General features: G+C 43.3%; 14 protein-coding genes and 3 tRNA genes. 10 read left to right on the forward strand and 7 right to left on the reverse strand.

Annotated features, from left to right (window positions below; genetic code table 11):
• The first annotated feature begins 21 nt into the window (after nt 1-21).
• The 5 genes from uvrC (at nt 22) to ACROAE_RS19390 (ending at nt 3,261) form a co-directional block, all read left to right on the forward strand.
• Entirely contained in the window at nt 22-1,854 is a 1,833-nt protein-coding gene (gene uvrC, locus ACROAE_RS19370; RefSeq protein WP_432405489.1) for an excinuclease ABC subunit UvrC, read from the forward strand.
• Between the two features lie 44 nt (nt 1,855-1,898).
• Nucleotides 1,899-2,447, forward strand: coding sequence for a CDP-diacylglycerol--glycerol-3-phosphate 3-phosphatidyltransferase (gene pgsA / locus ACROAE_RS19375; RefSeq protein ID WP_432405492.1), 549 nt, complete (start codon nt 1,899-1,901; stop codon nt 2,445-2,447).
• Between the two features lie 491 nt (nt 2,448-2,938).
• Nucleotides 2,939-3,014 (forward strand) — tRNA-Gly (locus ACROAE_RS19380).
• 40 nt (nt 3,015-3,054) lie between these two features.
• Nucleotides 3,055-3,128 (forward strand) — tRNA-Cys (locus ACROAE_RS19385).
• Between the two features lie 47 nt (nt 3,129-3,175).
• A tRNA-Leu gene (locus tag ACROAE_RS19390) sits at nt 3,176-3,261 on the forward strand.
• Between the two features lie 964 nt (nt 3,262-4,225).
• Here ACROAE_RS19390 and ACROAE_RS19395 read toward each other — a convergent pair.
• On the reverse strand, nt 4,226-4,993 hold the full coding sequence (locus ACROAE_RS19395; RefSeq protein ID WP_432405495.1) for a substrate-binding periplasmic protein: 768 nt from the start codon (nt 4,991-4,993) through the stop codon (nt 4,226-4,228).
• Nucleotides 4,994-5,182: 189 nt separating this feature from the next.
• The gene (locus tag ACROAE_RS19400; protein ID WP_432405498.1) at nt 5,183-5,539 is read right to left on the reverse strand and encodes a winged helix-turn-helix transcriptional regulator; all 357 of its coding nucleotides are present in this window, start codon (nt 5,537-5,539) and stop codon (nt 5,183-5,185) included.
• Nucleotides 5,540-5,660: 121 nt separating this feature from the next.
• Between ACROAE_RS19400 and ACROAE_RS19405 the strand changes: the two genes are divergently transcribed.
• The 3 genes from ACROAE_RS19405 to ACROAE_RS19415 all read left to right on the forward strand — a co-directional run bounded on the left by ACROAE_RS19405 (nt 5,661) and on the right by ACROAE_RS19415 (nt 8,883).
• A complete protein-coding gene (locus ACROAE_RS19405; RefSeq protein WP_432405502.1) occupies nt 5,661-7,022 on the forward strand; it encodes an aldehyde dehydrogenase family protein in 1,362 nt (453 codons plus the stop codon).
• A gap of 10 nt (nt 7,023-7,032) precedes the next feature.
• Entirely contained in the window at nt 7,033-7,812 is a 780-nt protein-coding gene (locus ACROAE_RS19410; protein ID WP_432405504.1) for an oxidoreductase, read from the forward strand.
• A gap of 489 nt (nt 7,813-8,301) precedes the next feature.
• Nucleotides 8,302-8,883, forward strand: coding sequence for a hypothetical protein (locus ACROAE_RS19415; RefSeq protein WP_432405506.1), 582 nt, complete (start codon nt 8,302-8,304; stop codon nt 8,881-8,883).
• Nucleotides 8,884-8,982: 99 nt separating this feature from the next.
• On the opposite strand, the gene ACROAE_RS19420 is transcribed toward ACROAE_RS19415, so the two are convergent.
• The 5 genes from ACROAE_RS19420 to ACROAE_RS19440 all read right to left on the reverse strand — a co-directional run bounded on the left by ACROAE_RS19420 (nt 8,983) and on the right by ACROAE_RS19440 (nt 14,223).
• Nucleotides 8,983-10,707, reverse strand: coding sequence for an RluA family pseudouridine synthase (locus ACROAE_RS19420; protein ID WP_432405509.1), 1,725 nt, complete (start codon nt 10,705-10,707; stop codon nt 8,983-8,985).
• Between the two features lie 155 nt (nt 10,708-10,862).
• Nucleotides 10,863-11,240, reverse strand: a complete 378-nt coding sequence (locus ACROAE_RS19425) for a VOC family protein (protein WP_432405512.1) — start codon at nt 11,238-11,240, stop codon at nt 10,863-10,865.
• 109 nt (nt 11,241-11,349) lie between these two features.
• On the reverse strand, nt 11,350-12,150 hold the full coding sequence (gene blaDIM, locus ACROAE_RS19430; RefSeq protein WP_432405516.1) for a DIM/SIM/IMP family subclass B1 metallo-beta-lactamase: 801 nt from the start codon (nt 12,148-12,150) through the stop codon (nt 11,350-11,352).
• A 66-nt stretch (nt 12,151-12,216) separates the two neighbouring features.
• Nucleotides 12,217-13,527 carry an ABC1 kinase family protein gene (locus ACROAE_RS19435; RefSeq protein WP_432405519.1) on the reverse strand — a complete coding sequence of 437 codons (1,311 nt, stop codon included), beginning with the start codon at nt 13,525-13,527 and terminating at the stop codon, nt 12,217-12,219.
• A 153-nt stretch (nt 13,528-13,680) separates the two neighbouring features.
• Nucleotides 13,681-14,223, reverse strand: a complete 543-nt coding sequence (locus ACROAE_RS19440) for an isochorismatase family protein (RefSeq protein WP_432405525.1) — start codon at nt 14,221-14,223, stop codon at nt 13,681-13,683.
• A 132-nt stretch (nt 14,224-14,355) separates the two neighbouring features.
• On the opposite strand from ACROAE_RS19440, the gene ACROAE_RS19445 reads away from it, so the two are divergent.
• Both ACROAE_RS19445 and ACROAE_RS19450 read left to right on the forward strand, forming a co-directional pair.
• Nucleotides 14,356-15,393, forward strand: a complete 1,038-nt coding sequence (locus tag ACROAE_RS19445; protein ID WP_432405528.1) for a DUF2235 domain-containing protein — start codon at nt 14,356-14,358, stop codon at nt 15,391-15,393.
• 59 nt (nt 15,394-15,452) lie between these two features.
• Complete coding sequence (locus tag ACROAE_RS19450; RefSeq protein ID WP_432405531.1) at nt 15,453-16,337, forward strand: cobalamin-binding protein; 885 nt, start codon at nt 15,453-15,455, stop codon at nt 16,335-16,337.
• Nucleotides 16,338-17,033: the final 696 nt, after the last annotated feature.

Genomic DNA, 17,033 nt, shown 5'->3' on the forward strand with positions numbered 1-17,033 from the left:
ACGCATTAAGTAGCTTTAATCATGCCTAGTGGTTTTAATGCCAAATCTTTCTTAAAAACGGTTACCAGCGCACCTGGCGTATATCGAATGTATGATATACGCCAACAAGTGATTTATGTTGGTAAAGCTAAAGATCTCAAAAAACGCCTAAGCTCTTACTTTCGCAGCAATATTCCCAGTGTAAAAACGCAAGCATTAGTGTCGCATATTGATCATATCGATGTGACGGTGACGCATAGCGAAACCGATGCGTTGTTGCTCGAAAACGATTACATCAAACAGTACATGCCAAAATACAATGTGCTGCTGCGTGATGATAAGTCCTATCCGTATATTTTACTGAGTGGCCATAAACACCCAAGACTTGCCTATCATCGTGGCCCTAAGCGCGAAAAAGGCCATTATTTTGGACCTTATCCTAATGGCGGCGCGGTGCGCGAAAGTTTGCACTTAATGCAAAAGCTATTTCCTATTCGCCAATGTGATGACTTGTACTACAAGTCGCGCTCACGGCCTTGCTTACAATATCAACTCGATCGTTGTAGTGCCCCTTGTGTAGGCATTGTGAGCGATGAAGAGTACGGCGAGCAAGTTAAGTTAGCGGGATTGTTTTTGCGTGGAAAAGACCAACAGGTGATTTCACAGTTGGTGGCTAAAATGGAAGTCGCTGCGGTTGATATGGAGTATGAACAAGCAGCGCAATATCGCGACCAAATCACGGCATTAAGGCGTGTTGCTGAGCAACAAGAAGTGTCTAATCATAAAGGCGATATGGATGTCATCGGGGTGGATTATGCCTCTGGGATTGCCTGTTTTCATTTATTGTTTATTCGCGACGGTAAAATCTTTGGCAGCCGCAGCTATTATCCTTCGGTACCAGCCGAAACCGATATAGAAGAAGTGTTATCGTCTTTCTTAGGCCAATTTTACTTAAACGCAGATATTCAACGTACCATTCCTAAAGAAGTGATACTTAGTCATGATTTTGAGGGAATTAAAGAGCTTGAGGCATCAATTGAACATGCTCTGGATAAAAAGTTTGAATTAAAAACTCAAGTTAGAGGTGAAAGGGCCAATTTTTTACGTTTGGCGATGACAAATGCCAGTAATGCCGTTGCTACTCGGTTATCGCATAAAAATACTGTTGAGCAGCGCTTCCAGCTATTAGAAGAGGCCTTAGAGCTTAACGAGCCGATTAAACGCATGGAATGTTTTGATATTAGCCACACTATGGGTGAGAGCACGGTAGCATCTTGCGTAGTATTTAATCGCGAAGGTCCGCATAAAGCAGATTATCGTCGTTACAATATAACCGGGATTACCGGCGGTGATGACTATGCCGCAATGGAACAGGCGCTTAGCCGCCGTTTTGATAAAATCGATAATAACGGCAAAATACCTGACTTAGTGTTTATTGATGGGGGGATTGGCCAACTCAGAGTGGCGCAAACCATTGTCGATGAAAAGTGCGTTAAGATTGATAACCCACCGCTGTTAATATGTGTCACTAAAGGCGAGGGGCGCAAAGCAGGTTTAGAAACCTTTACTGTGGGCGGCAGTGAACAAACCTTTGAGATCCCAAGTGACTCACCCGCATTTCACCTTATTTTGCACATACGCGATGAATCACATCGCTTTGCGATTACCGGGCATCGAAACAAACGTCAAAAAACACGTAACACTTCAACACTCGAATCTATCCCAGGCGTTGGCCCTAAAAGACGTAAAGCATTGTTGCAACATCTTGGTGGTCTTCAAGAAGTCAAAGGTGCGAGTGTGGCTGAATTAATAAAAGTTCCCGGAATTAGCTTAGAAATGGCACAAACAATCCATGATGCATTGCGAGGGGGCTAAAATTAAGGCAAGATTGGCGCTGCTTCTGACAAATTGGTCTTTTTATGCCGTTTAATGTACCTATCGCACTGACTTTATTTCGTATTGCTCTGCTGCCTGTATTTATAGTGATTTTTTATCTCCCTTATACGTGGGCGCCCTTTGTCTCCGCATTTATTTTTTGGCTCGCAGCGCTAACAGATTGGTTAGATGGCTACGCAGCTCGCAAATTAGGGCAATTAACCCGTTTTGGTGCTTTTTTAGATCCAGTTGCCGACAAGGTTATGGTATCTACTGCGCTGGTTTTACTGGTTCAGCAAAATGACAACATGTATTTGACCTTAGCGTCGCTGTTTATGATTGGCCGTGAGATTGTTATTTCGGCATTACGAGAATGGATGGCTGAAATAGGCAAACGTGGCGTAGTCGCAGTGTCTTGGATAGGTAAATACAAAACGGCAGCACAGATGGCAGCGATTGTTGGATTGATTTGGAAACCAACACCGTTACTCACTGACCTGGCTTTTGCATTGTTTTATGTTGCAGCAGCGCTGACGTTCTGGTCTATGATGAGTTATATTTCAGCAGCTTGGAAAGATTTAACCGCCGAATAGTGCAATAATAGTTCAATAAGTTTATTTAGTGCGCAAACAGTCAAATTTGCTTAAATCAATAATTGACACACGAGGTTAATTCGGTAGAATGCCTCCCCGTAGACAAGTGATGAGTCAGCAACAAACCTTAGGGTATGATGTTAACAATCATTATTTACAAGGTTGAAAATACGACATTAGTTCAGTTGGATAGGTTGAAAGACGATACCTTTCTTGCAGATTTAGTAGAGTATTTATAAAGATTGAAAATTCGACATTAGTTCAGTTGAATAGGTTGAAAGATGATACCTAATCTAGCAGATTTAGTAGAGTATTTATAAAGATTGAAAATGCGACATTAGTTCAGTTGGATAGGTTGAAAGACGATACCTTTCTTGCAGATTTAGTAGAGTATTTATAAAGATTGAAAATGCGACATTAGCTCAGTTGGACAGGTTGAAAGACGATACCTTTCTTGCAGATTTAGTAGAGTATTTATAAAGATTGAAAATGCGACATTAGCTCAGTTGGTAGAGCGATACCTTGCCAAGGTATAGGTCATCGGTTCGAACCCGATATGTCGCTCCAATTTCTTATCTTATCCGATGGATTTGAAGTTGGTAAGTATGGCGCGATGGCAGAATGGCTATGCTGCGGATTGCAAATCCGCCGATCTCGGTTCGACTCCGGGTCGCGCCTCCACAAATTGCTTTTAATGGTTACCATAAGTAACGGTTAGAACACACTTTGCCCGAGTGGTGGAATCGGTAGACACAAGGGATTTAAAATCCCTCGCTGAATAAGCGTGCCGGTTCAAGTCCGGCCTCGGGTACCATTATAATCTCTAGAAATAGAGAGTGGTGTAAAAAAGCCTCAACATTAGTTGGGGCTTTTTTACGTCTGCAATTTAGATTTTCATATTCAAAGATCAAAATAGAAAAGATAAACCTCTCTCGTTCTGTTGATCAGGTGCACTGGTTTTGTGTTATCAATAGTCGTCAGACTTTGTTCTCTTTTGGCCCGTGCGGGTTGAATCTGCATATTCTAAGTGTTTATGGTCGCAGGCATAAGAACAAAGTAACACCTGGATCCCGGCTCAAAAGCATTGCCGGGACGACGCGAGGGGCGGATACTGTTTGTCCCCAATGAGTCAGCCGCTGTTTAACAATATCCCCCAATTCAACGCTGAATCTGCCGATTCTAAGTGTTTATGATCGCAAGCATAAGTACAAAGCAACACCTGGATCCCGGCTCAAAAGCATTGCCGGGACGACGAGAGGGGCGGACATGGTTTGTTCTCAATGAGTCTGCCGCTGTCTAATAATATTCACTTAAGAATATCCACTTAACAATGTCCCCAAATTCAACGCTGAATATGAGGCGCTAATTGTTTATGGTCGCAAGCATAAGAACAAAGCAACACCTGGATTTCGGCTCAAAAGCATTGCCGGGACGACGAGAGGGGGGATATGGTTTGTTCCCAATGAGTCAGCCGCTGTCTAACAATATCCACTTAACAATGTCCCCAAATTCAACGCTGAATATGAGGCGCTAATTGTTTATGGTCGCAGGCATAAGAACAAAGCAACACCTGGATCCCGGCTCAAAAGCATTGCCAAGACGACGAGAGGGGGGATACGGTTTGTTCCCAATGAGTCTGCCGCTGTCTAACAATATTCACTTAAGAATATCCACCCCCAAATTCAACGCTGAATATGATCACACTAATTGTGGAGGGGCTCTATGCAATCGGGTTGTCAAATGCGTGCGAATAAACCAACGATTACTGAGTTACTGAGTTATTCAGTAACTAGGGGGATAACACGAGGGGAGAACCAACGCGCGGTGATTTTTTCTAATTCGCCATTTTGTTTAAGCGTGTGAAGTGCTTGGCGCATATTGTTGGCGAGTGTTTCGTCGGTGTCTTTATGAGTTGAAATACCAATGGGCATGTTCACTACAGGCAATACCGCGGTAAAGTCGCTCAGTGTATAACCCATTTTTTTGATGTCTTCTGCAAAGCCAACTTCATTGTTATAGATTAAATCAACGCGATCAAAGTGCAGCATTTTTAACGCTGCGGTTTGGCTTCTTGCTAAATAAACATGTGGGTGATTACCATCAAGTTTTAGTCTATCTAACGCCGCATCACTGCGTGATAAGGCGAGAGTATAACGGTTGATATCACTTATGTTTTCTAACTGAATGTCTGGACGATTACTTTTACGGTAAATCATGTCCTGCACAGTATAAAAGTCACCTATCCATTTAAAGTGGGCTAAACGTTTATTGGTGTTGGCAATGGAGAAAATGAACGTGTTCGGTTGGTTCTGGGCATTATAGTAAGCACGGCTCCAGGGCATCATTTGTATGTCGATATCAAAATCGACATAAGGCTGTGCAGCGTGAAGAATATCGATAGCAAAACCGACAAATACACCTTGTTGATCTTGTGATTGGAATGGCGGGTAAGATTCGGTATAAAAAACAATCTTGTCTTTGGCGTTTGCTATCGGCGAAATAAGCACGCTTGAGATAATGATAAATGCTGAGAGAAACCTGATCATAAATACCTACGTCAATAAAATCAGTTGCGGATTGTAGAATATCTGCATGAGCATAAGTACCCACTATACAATTGTATTATTCGTTTACCTGTCACATTTTTTTTACTGTTTTGAGTATTTGCGCTAACCGCTTTACGATATCAATGACTTAGAGATTATTAATTTTAAACGATACTGCTGAAATCGCCATCACACGACATACTCGTCCGCCCACTCTTTTAGGCGTTGTAAAATATCCAACGCGGTGCGGCCTAATTCGGTAATCGCGTAAGATACTGCAATAGGCCTGTCGTTAATCACATGGCGGGTAACCAGGCCCTGTGCTTCGAGTTCTTTAAGACGCTGGTCTACCATTTTTTTACTGGCGCCGCCTAACATCCGCGACAAATCGTTAAAGCGCACGGGTTCATCTTGCAAGTGCCATAGGATGGACGCTTTCCACTTTCCGCCGAGTACCCGCATTCCACGTTCAACAGAGCAAGGTTCGGTGCATGGGTTGATCACTTTTTTTTGGCCGTTAGCCGTTGTTTCAATTTTAGTTTTCATAAATTAAACTTAAATTATTGTAGGTTACTAAAAGTATACTGGTTGCTTTTGTATTCCATTGTAGCAAAATAGGCAGTCATTAGACTAGTGTCACTTTAGTACCATTAAGGAATCTTTCTCCATGGCAGTATTAACTTCTTACGATCCCGTGAGCTATCACTATGTCGGTGAACACATTGAAGCCACAGCGGTCGGCAGTGTCGAAACAACCGCTATTGAGCAATTACCGACCTTAATAAACAATGCGAAGGTTGCTCAAAAATCATGGGCAAGCCTGCCTTTAATAGAGCGTCAGCAGTATGTGGTAAAAGCGTATCAACAATTGCATGCGGTTCAAGATGAGCTGGCGACTCTTATTGGCCAAGAAATGGGTAAAGATTATCGTCGAGCCACCTATGAAGTGGGCGGTACATTACAAAATGCAGGTTATTTTGCCAGTGAAATCGGTGATGCTCTAGCCACTGAAGATGTAGGTGATCGCACTGAATTACAATATCGCCCTTTGGGTGTCGTGGCCGTGATTTCGCCGTGGAATTATCCACTTGCGATGGCCAATAATTTATTAATGCCGGCCTTAATTGCAGGTAATAGTGTGGTGTTAAAACCGTCTGAAGAAACCCCGCTGGTAGCGGAGTTATTTATTAATACCCTTAACCAGGTGTTACCACAACATGTACTGCAAGTGGTTCAAGGTGGCAAAGCCCTTGGCCAAGCGTTAGTGGCTGCAGACATTAATATGGTGGCGTTTACTGGGTCGATGGCCGCAGGTAAACACATTATGGCCAATGCGGCGTCTGGTTTAAAACGCCTAGTGATGGAGCTTGGTGGCAACGATCCGATGATTGTGATGGCGGGTGCCAATATGGATGCTGCAGTACGCTTTGCGGTAGCCAGCTCGTTTGAAAATGCAGGGCAAATGTGTACCTCAACTGAACGCGTATATGTGGATGAGCGCATTGCTGATGAGTTTGAGCAAAAAGTGGTGGCGCTTGCCAGTCGGTATCGTGTTGGTGCATGGGACGGCGCAAATGTGAATATTGGCCCGATAGTCAATCCAACCCAACATCAAAAAGTGCTTGAGCAGTTAAAAGATGCCAAAGCCAAAGGGGCGAGCTTTTTATTGGGCAGCGATGATTATCCATTACCGTTTATTCAACCCACGGTAGTCACTAACATCACTTCACAGATGCAACTCGAAACAGAAGAAACTTTTGGGCCAGTTGTCGCCATTAGTCGCTTCAGTGACATTGATGAAGCCATTAGTCGTGCCAATAACAGTCATTATGGTTTAGGTGCAGTAGTCTTTGGAGACCCTAGTGCGAATGCCGTTGCCGATCAGCTTGAAGCAGGCATGGTGGGCGTAAACCAGGGGGTGGGCGGTGGTAATGCCCCTTGGGTTGGCGCAAAGCAAAGTGGTTTTGGTTTTCATGGCACGGCTGCAGGGCATAGACAATTTTCTCAAGTACGTGTGATCAGTCGTTAAGGTGAATGTAATGAATAATACAACAGAAAATGGCCAATACTTTGTCGCAGCTTATGAGCCAGGCGCAGAGCATCCAGCGTTACCAACATGGGCAAGCCGTAACGACAATGGTGCAGAGCTAGCCTTATCCGCGCCTAGTACCGTGAGTAAAAAGCAGTTAACTGATGTACCAGGGGCATTTCAATTATTAAATGTACTGAGCGCTGAAGAATGTCAGCGACTCATCAATGTTAGCGAAACCATGGGTTTTTTACCTGACGCTGCGGTGTCTTTACCGCGCAATGTGCGTCATAACGACAGCTTAACCTGGGTGGTTGATAACACCACCGAACGGCTTATTTGGGATCGTATCGCTGGGGTAATGACCGACGATTTAGGCATTTTTGAAGGCAAAGCCGCGCTGGGACTAAACAATCGTTTCCGTTTTTATCGCTATAACGAAGGTGATTATTTTAAGCCTCACTCGGACGGTTCGTGGCCGGGCAGCCAAGTTATTGATGGCGAGCTTGTGCGTGATGCTTTTGGCGATCGTTACAGCCAACTCACATTTTTGATATTACTGACCGAAGATTTTGAAGGCGGTGCGACGCGCTTTTTAGTCAATGCCGACAATCCACATTTGCCGGCAAAACGTGGCGATAATGTCAAACAAGTCGATGTAAGAACGCCTGCGGGTAGCGTATTGTGTTTTCCTCACGGCATGCATCCACTGCACTGTATTCATAGCTCTGAGCCAATTTTCTCTGGGGTTAAATACATTATTAGAACCGATGTCCTTTTTGAATTGTAATTATCGCTGTGTTGATGCTATTGATCTTTTGTAATGATGTTGCAAATTAAAGTCTCATATTGAAAATGCCGCTATAAATAATGCGACACTTTTTTGTTACTGTATCTAAATAACCCTTTACCGACTTGATACTCTTGCCATGACCTCCATGACAAGAGTATCAGGCTGAAAAGTAAATTAACTAGTTAAGAGTGTTATCGTGATAGTGCAGAGCAAAGAAATAAAAATATCAACACAGTAGGCAAAAAAATTGACCAAACAGATATTGAATATTGAAGCGAAATACAGGTTAACCATTTGTTGCAAATGAGTTTTTATTTATTGAAATATAACATTTTGAAAGGACGTTTGTGTTGATTGCTGATTGCTGATATACCGCGAGGGCACTGGGTTTGATTAACGTTATTTAATGTAAAAACAATGCTTGCTATTTTTGTTGCGAGGCTGTTTAATTGCGCCGATTCTCACCCCGTATTATGGAGGCGTTAAATGAAAACAGTACTTTGTAGTTTGTTAATCGTTGGTGTTGCGAGCTTATCTGGATGTGCTTCAACTCAGAACACTTTTGCTTCAAAAGTAAAAGCGGAAAGCGAAAAGAATCTAGATTTGTCCCAACAGTGGGAACAAGGTCAAAAGGACGTTAAAAAAGGCCAAGAACTACTTGCTGATGGTCGTAAAGCAATGGACAAAGGCAATACGGAAATTCGCGAAGGCGAAAAGCTGATGGCGCAAGCCGTACAAGACGCTCAAAAGCAACGTCAAGCTTTCCAATCTATGGCGAGCTCTTTAACCGGCGCTCAAAATGGTAAGCGTGCCGCTGCAATCGTAGAGAGATTAGATGACATCGCTGACGATTGGGAAGATGCAGACGAAAAATATGTTGATGGCAAAGAGCTTGTCGAAGACGGCAACACTAATCTTGCTGAAGGCCAAAGTGAAACCGAACAAGGTCAAGCACTTGTGACTAGTGGCAAAACTAGAATGCAACAAGCTGAGTCAGCATATCAGCAACGCACAGGCCAAGGCCTTGTAGAGCAAATGCATTTAGAAGAGAAATCTAATAACTTCTAATTAGCCGTCGTTTTATTAACGCTAATGCATTAGTCAAAAACCGATATTATTCATTTAATATCGGTTTTATTATTTTAGTGTTTTATTACTTTTTTAGGGTTATTCAAAATCCGCTTTAACTTCAAATACTAAGTCTTCACCAGATTCTGGGTGAGTTAATGCCAAATATTGAGCATGTAAGTGTAAACGGTTTGCTGCGACGCCATATAGGTCGTCACCCACAATCGGCATGTGCAGACCATCATGATGAGCGCAATGCACTCGCAATTGATGAGTACGCCCCGTTTTAGGGTATAAGTGCACTAAGGTGCGTTGATTAAGACGTTGATGTACCTGCCAAAATGTCTCTGCATGTTTGCCATGTTCATAACACACTAACTGTTTAGGACGGTCGTCTAAATCTACCCGCAATGGCAAACTAATATCGCCTTCATCTTGGCTCGGTACACCTTCAATTAACGCGATATAACGTTTAGTCACGCTGCGTTGAATAAATTGCTGCTGCAAGGCTTTGTTGGCTTCTTTGGTGAGTGCTATCACCATTAACCCTGATGTAGACATGTCTAGGCGATGAACAATCAGCGGCCCTGTAGCATTAGGAAACTGTTGTTGCATACGGCTAAACACCGAGTCGGTTATATTTTTGCCAGGTACCGATAATAGCTCTGCTGGTTTATTAATAATTACCATCGCATCATCTTGATAAATAATATCAATATGTTGATCTTTACCCGGATTAATCAATAGTGGATCGGCATCAACCTGCATGCCTTTGAGCATATGGGTCAAAATAGGGCGGCATTTTCCGTGACAAGCTGGATAGAAATTTTTGTGTTGTTTTATCTCAGATTTGGGTGATGAGCCCCACCAAAACTCTGCCATGGCAATGGGAGTAAATTGATGAGTAAACGCATATTGCAGTAACTTAGGTGCAGCACATTCACCCGCACCTGCTGGCGGTAAATGATTCGGTGCATCATTAAATATATCGTTTAAATCACGCGCTTCCCCCAATACATTTAAAAACTGATATTGAGCAAAAAGCTTGTTTTGTAATCCATTTGAAAGCTGTTTGCGCTGACGTTTAAGCTGCGTGATTTGTTGTACAAGTGCATCTAAGGCCACTTTGGTTACTTCAATTTGAGTCTGCCACTGGTGCTTTAACGCGTTTAGCTGATGCTTTTGCTGCACACTTTGACGGCTGAGTTCGATAGACAAGATTTTATGTTCATCACTGCTGATATCGGCCTGCGCTAATGCATCATCTGCTTGCTCACGCTGAAGCTTACGCAGTTTGCGACCTTCAACTATTGCGTTACGTTGTTGCTCAAGTTCTCGTTCTGCTTGCTGTTGTTGCTGAGCGAATTGCTGAGTTAAGCTGGCTAACAAAGGGTCACTTTCATGCAGGCTTATTGACAGATTAATTTGGTTTATCTGTTTATTTTCATGACTAAAAAAACTGTCTTGAGTCAGCATGTCAAACACTGGTGGTACAAAGGGCTGCAAGATATTTTGATCGGCTAATTTACCTGAAAATGACGCTAAAAAGCCAAGTTGCCCAAGCGTGTCTTTTACCACCAACACTCCAAACATCTTGCCAATCACCATGCCACGATCTTGTTGGCTGTGTAGGCCAAAGTTATGCTGCCAAGGATTAGCCTCGAGCAGATCCTGTTGCAACTGTTGTGCTGCCAATATGGTTAAAGGGTGAGGTTGGTAATAAAACGGAAAGGTAAAAGACTCTGGTAATCCTTGTTCTGCAAGTGTGCTATTGAACGCTATCGCATCATTAAAAGGAATAAAACACGGATCGCTAACAGTCATTACATACACTCACAGCATAAACGGGCGGCTATTTTACCCCGTAGTGCGTTGTGATGCATCAGTAACCTTGATTAAAGTGATGGCCTGACTGTGAACCAGGCAGGCCTTCCTCTTTTATTAACTCTGGCTGAGCTGAGGTTAATTCTTGAAGCTAATTACACTCTGTGCAGAGCACACAACTTGTTGCCATCAGGGTCACGCAGGTAGGCTAGGTATAAGTCCATCCCAGCACCTGAACGTACGCCTGGAGCGTCTTCACAGGCTGTGCCGCCATTAGCAACGCCGGCTGCATGCCATGCATCGGCTAATGCAGGTGTTTCAGCAGCAAAACCAATAGTTGAGCCATTACCGTGACATGCAGGTTCACCATTAATCGGTTTAGTGAGTAATAAAATACCTGTTGGGGTCATGTAGATACAACGACCTTTAGGATCTATTTTACCCTCAGCAATACCTAATGCGCCTAAAATGGCATCATAGAATTTTTTTGACGCTTCAATATTATTAACGCCAAGCATAACGTGACTAAACATGGTGACTCTCCTTGTGTAAGTTCAACTGAACTGTAAATTAACTAACTGTTCTTATATGGTTTTTATATGGTTGCAAATAGTGCATTATTAAATCAGTGCTGATATGAAATTACTGTGTTAATAAGTCTATGGTATGGCTTAGCAGTGAAGTATCGCCTATTTTGCCATGCCCGGGTACGACTATTTTTGCCTGAGTAAATTGTGCTTGTACCTTTGCTACAGTAAGCGGCCATTGCTCCAGGTCTGCTTCACCGGTATAGCCTAGAGTGCGAGAATTCAATGACTTAATCAAACAACCGCCGAATAAAATTTGTTGCTTAGGCAGCCATACCACCAGGTTATCGACCGTGTGGCCAGCGCCTAGGTCATACACTTCAATGAGTTGCTGTTGAAGTGTGTGCTGCTTAGTACTAAATGTGTGGCTTGCAGTGCTGAGTTTGTTGGCGGTTAATAGGCGTTGGGTTTTTTCTGACACCCAGGTGGCGATGCCTTGGCTGTTAAGGTAGCCAATTCCACCTGCGCGGTCTTGATGTGAATGAGTCGATATACTGGCTGTAACGGTTAAACCTTGCTGGGTAATCCAATCCACAAGCTTGGCTGTATCGCTATCTGTCCAGGGAGTATCAATAATAAACGCCTGCTTGTTTTGCACCACCACTAAGCCATTAGACTCAACTAATCCAAAGCCGCTGACCTGCTTATATGACTGGTGTAAATATACATCTGGCATAAGAGGCGAGAGGGTGAGTTCAGTGGGTTGCTGCTGTGGCTTTTTTACTGCATCGGTGTTGCTTTGATCTGTTTGTTGTTCGTTTTCATGGGCAAATGAAGGTGCACTGAGCATGAGTATCGACATGAGCATCGCTATGCTAACGATAGTGTAAAACCGCCAAAAATGATTCAATGTCATAATGATGCCTTGGTTGAGTAAATGTGCAATTTAACAGGCATCATTACCGTGTTTTCAAAAGTCTGTTTAGCTTCGGTATACAGAAAATAGCTCGCCAACGTTCACTTTAGCCTTGAGTTTAGCGGCCAGTAAATACATACCTGCTAATTTACGATGAATAAAAATAGCATCGGTTGGTGGTGTATGCCATTCATTTTGTTGAGTACTCATGGCTTTGCCTGCTTGAGTTATGCGTTTGGCTAGCGTGCTTTGGCCGAAATCGTACTCGCCATCAAAATACAATGGCTCGCAAGCCTGATAGAAAATATCAATAATCAATTGCTTATGTGCAGGGTCTATCGCATCTTGAAAAAAACCAATTTGTTGCGCAGCAACAGCCATTTGCGCTTTATCGTGCTTAAGTGCGCCAGCCATCAGCTGTCGATAACCTTGTGATAACTTATCGCTAATGCTGCGCGTGGCGCCAAAGTCTAATAGAACAATTTTTTCGCTGTCAGCCTGATATTGAAAATTGGCAAAGTTAGGGTCCGATTGCAGTAACTTAAACTCAAATAACTCCTTAAAACATAATTCCATTAAGCGGCTGGCAACGAGGTTGCGCACCTCTTGTGAGGCCTGGGCGACTGATTCAATGGCCGTACCCTCAACAAATTGCATGGTTAAGATGTTGTTATTGCTCAGTGCTGAATAGACTTTAGGGACAATAAAATGCGGATTATCGCCAAGTTGTTGCTGATAAAGTGTTATTTGCTCTGCCTCAAAGTGATAGTCGGCCTCATTATGTAATTGGGCTTTGGCTTCGGAGAGTAAGGTATCAAGCTTGACGTTTGCGGGGATCAGCCTCGATACTTTCAATAAAGTGGCAACGTTATCAATGTCGCTGTCGATGCTGTCTCGTACGCCGGGATACTGAATTTTAACCGCTAATTTTTCACCGGTATCTAAATAGGCTAAATGCACCTGGCCAATAGACGCTGCTGCAAAAGGGCGCAGTTCAAATTGGGCGAAAGGCGCCAACCAATCTCGGCCCCATTGCTGTACCAGTAAGGTGGTTAGTTGCTTGTGCGGCATGACTTTAGCGTCCGAGCGCAGTTTGGCGAGTACCTCTGCTAATTCTGGCGCGACGAGATCACCGGCATCCATTGATAACATTTGACCGACTTTCATGGCCGCACCGCGCAATTGCGATAATTTTTCGGCTACATGACCAATGTTAGATGGCGTCATCACCAGTTGTTGTAGCTTAGGCGACTGGCCTTTACTAAGTTGCTTTGCCCCTTCAAATAATACGTTACCTGCCAAGCGCGATGCTAGCCCACCCATTTTTGATAAACGGGACAGACGGCCACTGGGGACTTTTACTTCATTATTTTTCATGGTGTGTTTTATTGGCCTAAGATGATCAATTTGTTCATTGTACGCACAATAATAAATATATGTTCATCGCTTAATGCTTCAATTAAGGTGAAAGACTTATTTAGGACGTCATTAAGCTTAACGTGTATCTTTCATGTTCAATTGGTCATATGGCTACTTTATCAGCTTGAGTAATGCCTTAAAGCGCTCGCCTTGGGCAACATGCTGTAACTCAAACAATAGCGACTCAACGTTAGTGAGTTTAGCGCCATCGTTTAGCATCATTTGTACTCCTAGGGTTTTGTTTTCTAACTCTCTTGATGACACCGCATCGTTAACCACATGCACTTGAAAGTCGTTGGCCTGTAAGTCTTGGCAGGTTTGGTACACACACACGTGGGTTTCTATCCCGGCTAAAATAACCTGGCTACGGTTTAATGTGTTGAGTTGTTGCTTTACCTCATCACAATGCCAACCGCTAAAATGTTGTTTTGCGATGGGTTGAGTGGTTTTTGAAAGGAGTTGTGCCAAATCATCACTAGTATGCCCAAGTTTGTCTGGCAGTTGCTCTAGCCAAATGATAGGAATATCAAAAAGTTGCGCGCCTTGAATTAATACGGCCAACTTTTGGTGTAACATAGCCGATTGTTGCATTACTTGGGCAAGCTTACCTTGCACGTCAACAATCATTAATACACTTTGTTCTGCAGTGATCATATCGCAGTTCCTTTTGCTGAGGGTTAGTTGAAGAGTATTGGTTATTTTCAGGCGGGTTCAAATAGGCTTTTAGTCTATAGTGATAGTAGGACGACTATGACAGGACGACTTAGGCAAGGAGCAGGGACTGTGATGAAAAAACGAATTGTGATTTGTGCCGATGGTACATGGAATCGGCCTGAAAAGGATCTTGAAAAAGATCACGCAACCAATGTGCTCAAACTCGCCCGAGCGATTAAACCGTTAGGTGATGATGGCGTGCCGCAACAGGTCTTTTATGACTGGGGCATCGGTTCTTATCATGACGCATTAATTGGTGGCGCTACTGGGCGCGGCTTACATAAAAACATCATGGATACCTACCGCTATATCGTGCAAAACTACTCCCCAGGTGATGACATTTATTTATTCGGTTTTAGTCGAGGTGCCTACACTGTGCGCTGTTTGTGCGGCTTAATTAATAATTGCGGAATAATTACTCGCCCCGATGCCAAATTGATTCAACAAGCATTTGAACACTATAAAATGAAATCGAAACCGTTTGCGCCAGAAGGTGAGCGTTCGGTTGAATTTAGACAACAGCATTCACATCCATCGCGCGAAGTGGCTTTTGTGGGCGTGTGGGATACCGTAGGCGCAATGGGGATCCCAGTGTCATTTTTAGGGTTATTTGAAGACAAAGACGAGTTTTACGACACCAAACTTGGGCGCAATGTGAAAGTGGCGCGCCATGCTTTAGCGTTGGATGAACATCGAAGTGATTTTGAACCCACTATTTGGCAACCTCGCAGTGGCATTGATATTCAACAAGTGTGGTTTGCGGGGGCTCACAGTAATATTGGTGGTAGTTGTGCACCCAATAAAGATGGTAGTACCTTGTCGGACATTGCGTTGCAATGGATGCTGAGCCAAGCCAAAGCGTTTAAGTTAACGGTAGAGCTGCATTTATCTGACGCGTTATTGCCTAACCCAATGGCTGATATTAATGAATCGTATCGTAGTTTTTATCGCATTAAAAAGCGTTTTATTCGTGAACTTGACCCTGAATTAGTGCCTATTTTATTGCATCAATCAGTGAAAACACGTTGGTTGAACGATAATAATTATCGCCCTAAAAATTTAGTTAATTATATTGAGCACCATGGTTGGCCAGATAAACTGGTCGAATAGTCATTTTATGAATTTTTGTCACCTTTATTCTGTTTACTTAAGCTGTTAAGGATATCCTTTTGTTACGTTTATTTGTTTCGTTGTTGATGGCGTGTACGTTAATTATTTTACCGAGTGTACTCTCAATTGCTTTTGCAACAGTGTCGGCTAATGAGCTTTCTGTAAATAGCCCTGTGCCAGTAGCGCCCGCTAAACGAATTATTGCCTTGTCACCGCAAAGTGTTGAAATGCTTTACGCCATTGGCGCGGGCGATGACATTGTCGCCACCACTGATTATGCCGATTACCCAGAACAAGCTAAAAATATCCCAAGTATTGGGGGCTATTATGGGGTGCAAATTGAGCGAGTTATTGAGTTAAATCCAGATTTAGTCGTAGTGTGGCAAAGCGGCAATAAAATGGAAGACATCAAGCAACTGCAAGATTTAGGCTTTAAAGTGGTTAATAGCGATCCTAAAACCTTAGCTGACGTTGCGAGCGATCTTGAACTGCTTGGCCAATTGACAGGACACGAAGCGATTGCCAATAAAGTCGCGGCAAATTACCGTCAGCAATTAGCCGATATTAAAAGTCAAAATCAAGCTAAGCCAGCGGTAAAAGTGTTTTATCAATTATGGTCAACCCCACTAATGACGGTAGCTAAAGGCAGTTGGATCCAGCAACTTATTGAAGTGTGTCATGGTGAAAATGTGTTTTATGATGCCGCCAGCGAATACCCACAAATAAGTATCGAAAATGTGTTATTAACCGGTGCAGAAGTGATTTTACAAAGCCAAGATGAAGGCAATATTTTAGGCATTAACTGGACCGATTGGCCAGAACTCCCCGCAGTAAAAAACCAGCATATATATCAGTTCGATGCAGACTTACTGCACCGTGCAACCCCAAGAGCCATATTAGGTGTTAATGCGGTTTGTGAAGCGTTGGATAAAGTACGAGGGTAGGTGGTTGAACTGGTGAGTATGGCCACTGTTTCTTACGGCCTGCGGTCACTAACGCTTAAGATCGCAAGGTTCCACCCTGCACGGGTTAAATACTGCGTCATTCCGGCAATGCTTTGAGCCGGAATCCAGGTGTTTGCTTGTTGCTTTTATGGCCTGCGGCCACTAACGTCGTGGCGCGTCACCCACACCAGACCAAGAGGAAACCAACGGCTGTTCCCTCTTTACTCTTTATAAAAGAATTGGCCCAGCCGCCACATCAAAATTATCCCATGTAATTTAAACAATAGATGCGATAATTTCGCGACGTGGGTCAATCCAGCTTTTGACTGCATTTGAAGCCTGCTTCAGCCTTATTCGAAAATGCTAACGCTTCAGATGGGGCGTCCCTTCCCCTCTAAAGCTAGCCCGCCATCCATGGCTAGCTCACGTCATTTTCTTCAACGGCCTCAATGTATATGAATCTGAAGACTCAATCAGCTCATGTATTCTTTTATAAAGAGTCTTCAACGGCCCCAAGTTCAGAGTTGAATTTAGGCATTTCAAGCTAGGCATCTAACTCCTTTATGGACGTGCGACCTGAGGTCGTATGAAGCGCTGTTCACCGCGATAAGAGTGAACCATCTGTATCACCAGATGCCCCTAAGACTCTGAATAAAGCAGCGAGTCTGACAATGTAACGATATTCGGTTTTATACC

The organism is Shewanella sp. MF05960 (assembly GCF_050849305.1).
Lineage (GTDB): Bacteria > Pseudomonadota > Gammaproteobacteria > Enterobacterales > Shewanellaceae > Shewanella.